This is a genomic window from Candidatus Thiosymbion oneisti (genome assembly GCF_900092655.1).
Classification (GTDB): Bacteria; Pseudomonadota; Gammaproteobacteria; order Chromatiales; family Chromatiaceae; genus Thiosymbion; species Thiosymbion oneisti.
Genome location: NZ_FLUY01000285.1, coordinates 1 through 3,901, shown reverse-complemented (window position 1 = coordinate 3,901; position 3,901 = coordinate 1). Strand labels below are relative to the sequence as shown.

Here is a 3,901-nt window from a genome sequence, read left to right as displayed (position 1 = left end):
TCAATGGGTCGCCGATGAGCATAACGCCCTCCTGGCCGACTGACACCGAAGGGGATTTTTGTGGGGATACTTCAGGGACAGACCTCGTTTAATGTCAAGATCAGTGCAAATATAGCCTAACACGGCACTAAACCCGACGGACTAAAGTGCGGGTGCACTTTGGGCCGCAGGTTAGTTCGGCGTTATGTCACTCAATTCACACCGCGCTATGAAGAAATCTAATTTAGGGATTTATCATAAGAGTATGAAAACCTCCCTTGAACACCTGCCAGATCAAAAACAGCAGGAATTACAAAGAGCTATCGAGATCATTCGAGAAGAAGTTGATCTTGATATGCTCATTTTATTTGGGAGTTATGCTCGTGGTGACTGGGTAGAAGACCTCGACCCGGAAACCCTTCTCTATCGTTATCAAAGCGATTTTGATCTTCTTGTTATTACCGAAACACCGCGCCAAGCCAGCAGGATTGAGCAAAATAATCAACTTGCTCAACGTTTGATCAAAACCATCCATCGAACTCCAATCAGTCTAATTGCCGAAGACATCCAATTTGTAAATCGGCGGCTCAAGAAAAGCCAGTATTTCTATATTGATATTTTAAGGGAAGGTATTCTTCTATTTAATTCAGGTAAGTTTGAATTGGCGGAGCCAAAAGAAATCACAGATCTAGAAAGACAAAATCTTGCAAAACAAGATTTTGAGTATTGGTTTAATAGTGCCCAAGATTTCTTTGATACGTATCAGTTCAACTTCAATAGGCAAAAGTATAGCTTGGCAGCCTTTGAGCTTCACCAGGTAACAGAGAAACTTTACGGAACAGTTCTACTCGTGTTTACTCGATACAAACCAAGTACCCATGATTTAGAAAAGCTTGGTCAAAGAGTGGGAAGCATTGAGCCTAGGTTCTTGTCAGTATTTCCAAAAGCCACAGAGGAAGAAGAAGAGTGCTTTAAGTTACTCCGAAAAGCCTACGTGGATGCTCGCTATAAACCGAGTTATACAATTACAAAAGAGCAATTGGAGTGGCTAGCTGGGTGTGTAAGCCGGTTGAAAGAGTTAACAGAAAAATTGTGCAGAGAAAAAATTAAAAGTTTTAGCCAAATCTAAACAAGGCATAACCAAAGAGTCAAGCGAGGAAAAGGGGCCAGGCTCAATTGATGGGTCGTTTTTCACAGCTCATTCGCCTAACATTTGGCTGCAAGCGACCCAATGCCCCGGTCCAGCTCCTCAGCGACTTTCAAGCTCAGTGCCACGCGGCATTGGGCGCCTGAGCCCAAACGTTATGCTTGTAATTTGACATCACCTCCATCATAATCAAAGTTCTTACCAATCGTCTTACCGGAGTTAATACTTATGATGGCGGCGACTGTTAGACTGTCCAGCAAAGGACAAATTGTCATACCTAAAGAAGTGCGGGACTCACTACACTGGGGTGTAGGTGTTGAACTGACATTGGTGACAACAAAGCATGGTGTCATGTTACAGACTAAGGCACCTCAAACACACAAAATTCCAGCGAAATCCCTGCGGGGGTTCTTACAACATACAAGTGAGCCTGTTCCAACTGAGACACTATGCAAACCCGTCGAGTATACGAATGATCGCATTTGATACTAATCTATTGGTGCGCCTTGCGGTCAATGATGATGAGTGCCAAGCAGATATAGCTGAACAGTTCATTAATAGTGGTGAAGTTTTTATTTCAAGAACCGTGCTACTGGAGACCGAGTGGGTTCTTCACTCGGTTTATAAGAAAAGCCGCAATGACATTGCGTCATTCTTCGAGAATACCCTGGTAACTGAAAACCTTGTCATAGAGAACTCGACAGAAATTGGACAAGCCCTCGAATGGTACAAGTTGGGGGCAGATTTTGCAGATGCCATGCATCTATGTATTTGCGGGGAGAGCTTACTTCATACCTTTGACGTGGAGTTCTGCAAGGCAGCCAGTAAATTAGGCATAACTCCCGCTTTCAAGGTATTAAAATAGAAAGCATAACAAAAAAATCCAGCGGCCCCAAAAATGCGGCGCTCGTTTCGTGGTGAATTCAAGCTCAGTGGTGCCGCGTTTTGGGCCCCTGATTTTTGGCGTTAGTCCTCGTATAAAAGGCATCGCAATGGAAGTCAAATTAAGCAAGCAGCAAAAAGTCACTGTAAACAGTGCGGAAGACATTTATCTGATCATGCGCCAGATTCTCCGTAGAGAGAATAAAATTGGTAATGGTTATTTCAATAGAAATACGGTATTCGAATACCTTGAGCGGAAATGGGTCCGGAAATGGGGTCAGGTCTTGATCCGTGATCCTTGAAGGCACAGGTCAAGACTTGACCCCTTTCCCGTGGTGCTAAGCCCCACGGTTATCCGCACCCTCACCCTTTGTCAAACACGAAGAAAAACGTCATGTCAGAAACGATGTTTCAAGCCTACGCATCTTTGGAACCCGGAGGGCGTTTGCAAGATTGGGAATATGAACCGGCACCATTAGGAAAAGAAGAGGTCGAGATTCGGATCACCCATAATGGGTTGTGCCATACCGATATTCACATGCGCGATAACGACTGGGGTATCAGTACCTATCCCCTGGTGCCGGGCCACGAAGTCGTGGGTGTGGTGACGCAAACAGGAAAGGATATCACTTCCCTGGCGGTTGGCGACCGTGTAGGCTTCGGCTGGATCAGAGATGCCTGCCGGCAGTGCGATCATTGTATACAAGGCGAAGAAAATATCTGTCATAACGGTTATACCGGGCTTATCCTAGGGCATCATGGCGGTTTTGCGGACAAGCTTCGTGCGCCGGCTGACTTTGCCTATAAGATCCCCGATAGATTGGATTCCGCTGCCGCCGCGCCGCTGTTATGCGCGGGAATTACCGTTTATACGCCGCTGCGTACATATGTGACCCGGCCCGCGATGAAGGTAGGTGTGATCGGTATCGGCGGTTTGGGACACATAGCGGTCAAGTATGCCAAGGCCATGGGGGCGGAGGTCACGGTCTTTTCAACCTCGCCCGATAAGGAAGCCGAAACAAAGGAATTCGGTGCCCATCATTTCCAGATTTGGGAAAATGCGGATGAGATGAAAAAGGCCCATAGTAGCCAGGATCTCATCATCAACACCGCTCCTGCAGCTACCGATTTCGAAACCGCGCTGAATCTACTCGGCAACAACGGTACCTTGTGTATCGTCGGGCTGCCGACTTGTTCGGTCGAGGTTCCGGTAACATCGCTGGTATTCGGACAAAAGGCGGTTGTCGGTAGTGTCGTGGGTGGACGGAGATTCATGCGGGAAATGCTGAACTTCTCGGCGGTCCACAATATCACGCCCATGGTCGAGACGATGCCGTTGAGCCAAGTGAATGAGGCAATGGATAAGGTAGCAGCAAACAAGGCCCGCTATCGTATCGTGTTGACCGCCTGACTCATGGCCGGGAGACCACGGGTAAGTAAATCACCTGTGGCCGTCAGGCCGAAAATTCAGGGTATTGGGTACCTGTTTGCGTGCGGGACGCCCAGGCAGGCGGGCTATTTTTGGCCCCTGTGCCCAATCTACCCGACTCGATTCCAGGCCAAGATCTTGTTTCAGCAGTGAGTATTATTCGGTGGTCCTGCTGCGGAAGGGCCGTCGCGGCAAACCGGCAACGCCCTGACGGCCCTTGGTTTCGGGTTTCTTGGGCGTCGTTTGGGCTTAGAGGCTGTCTAAAAATTAAGACGCTGATTTTAGGGCATAAAATCTGTAATTTCGCGCTCGTTCCCACGCTCCAGCGTGGGAACGCCGTCTGGTCCGCTCCCGCGGACTCAGCTCCTGTGCTGATCAGCATTGGCTGTTAGCCTACCGAGGCGCTTAATCGACGCTGGAGCGTCGGGATTTGCTCCCACGCTGGAGCGTGGGGAGCCAGCCGA

5 protein-coding genes are annotated in these 3,901 nt (G+C 48.3%); all 5 read left to right on the top strand.

What is annotated here, in order from left to right; all coding sequences use genetic code 11:
* Nucleotides 1-244 precede the first annotated feature (244 nt).
* On the top strand, nt 245-1,108 hold the full coding sequence (locus tag BQ17_RS02590; protein WP_089724162.1) for a HEPN domain-containing protein: 864 nt from the start codon (nt 245-247) through the stop codon (nt 1,106-1,108).
* 246 nt (nt 1,109-1,354) lie between these two features.
* On the top strand, nt 1,355-1,612 hold the full coding sequence (locus tag BQ17_RS23870; RefSeq protein ID WP_089724161.1) for an AbrB/MazE/SpoVT family DNA-binding domain-containing protein: 258 nt from the start codon (nt 1,355-1,357) through the stop codon (nt 1,610-1,612).
* Nucleotides 1,599-1,991 carry a type II toxin-antitoxin system VapC family toxin gene (locus BQ17_RS02580; RefSeq protein ID WP_089724160.1) on the top strand — a complete coding sequence of 131 codons (393 nt, stop codon included), beginning with the start codon at nt 1,599-1,601 and terminating at the stop codon, nt 1,989-1,991. Before BQ17_RS23870 ends, BQ17_RS02580 begins: the two co-directional genes overlap by 14 nt.
* 49 nt (nt 1,992-2,040) lie before the next feature.
* A complete protein-coding gene (locus tag BQ17_RS02575) occupies nt 2,041-2,310 on the top strand; it encodes a hypothetical protein (protein ID WP_141699051.1) in 270 nt (89 codons plus the stop codon).
* Nucleotides 2,311-2,402: 92 nt separating this feature from the next.
* Nucleotides 2,403-3,419 carry an NAD(P)-dependent alcohol dehydrogenase gene (locus BQ17_RS02570; protein WP_089724158.1) on the top strand — a complete coding sequence of 339 codons (1,017 nt, stop codon included), beginning with the start codon at nt 2,403-2,405 and terminating at the stop codon, nt 3,417-3,419.
* The last annotated feature ends 482 nt before the right edge of the window (nt 3,420-3,901 follow it).